Genomic DNA, 1,111 nt, shown 5'->3' on the forward strand with positions numbered 1-1,111 from the left:
GTCCGAAAAATGGGGACCACCTCTCATTACGGGTCTTTTCTTCGCTCCAGGTCTCTGGTTCGTTGTCTTCGGGCTTCTGGCCCATCTTGCCGACCGCATAGAGCCCTTCAGACTCATGCACTTTCACTCCCGCCACATGCCGGTCCAGCAGCTTTTTGACCTGTTCGGCATACTGGTCAAAATCGACTTTTTCACCCGTATCCTGCATCACCATCTGGCGCAGACTGGTCAGTTGCTTCAGCGTCTCCTTGTAGGTGGCGCGGTCCTTTTCCGTGAAACTGGTGTCTTCAAAAAACGCCACGGATTGCAGCGCGACCTTCAGGCAGGCGGCAAACTTCGTCAGCGCCTCATAGAAATCATCCCGACGCTTGAGGTTCACGTCCACCATCTGGCCGTGCTCTTCCACCATGCGCGGCATGAGCACGGCACGAAGCTGCTGGAGGTCACTCCTGTTCTTCACGCCGTCAAAAATGGCCCAGAGCGCTTTATGCAGGGCGGGGAGTTCGCGGTATTCCGTGCTCATCTGGCTATACAGACCGGCAATGTCCTTGGGGTCATACCCGCCAACATTTTCGGCCGCCAGTTCGTCATAGCGGGCCAGTGTGGTGTCCAGCTCCGCCAGAATGCCGCGATAGTCGATCAGCAGGCCGTGCTTCTTCTGGTCATGCAGCCGGTTCACGCGGGCAATGGCCTGAAGCAGATTGTGCTGTTTCAGCGGCTTGTCGATATACAGCACCGCATTCTTTGGTTCATCAAAGCCGGTCAGCAGCTTGTCGACCACGATGATCAACCTGAGGTCCGGGTCCTTCTCGAAGCGCTCGATAACCCCGCGTGTGTAGTCATCCTCGCTCTGGCTGCCGACATTGTTCTTCCACCAGTCCTGAATTTCGGGCTGCTTGCGCTCATCCACTTCCGTATGGCCCTCGCGCGTATCGGGCGGGCTCATGACGATGGCGCTCTCGAACAGACCAACCTCGTCCAGATATCGTTTATAGCGGATGGCGGAGAGCTTGCTGTCACAGGCCAGCATGCCCTTGAGGTCCTTGTCGATATTGTTGTCAAAATGTGTGGCCAGATCCATGGCAATCAGCCGGATGCGGTCATCGGCCTT

General features: G+C 56.7%; 1 protein-coding gene. It reads right to left on the bottom strand.

Annotated features, from left to right (window positions below; all coding sequences use genetic code 11):
- Nucleotides 1-1,111 (bottom strand): type I restriction enzyme subunit R domain-containing protein (locus AD928_RS00190; protein WP_407639262.1); only part of this gene is annotated, 1,111 nt, incomplete at both ends.

This window comes from Acetobacter cerevisiae (assembly GCF_001580535.1).
GTDB lineage: Bacteria > Pseudomonadota > Alphaproteobacteria > Acetobacterales > Acetobacteraceae > Acetobacter > Acetobacter cerevisiae.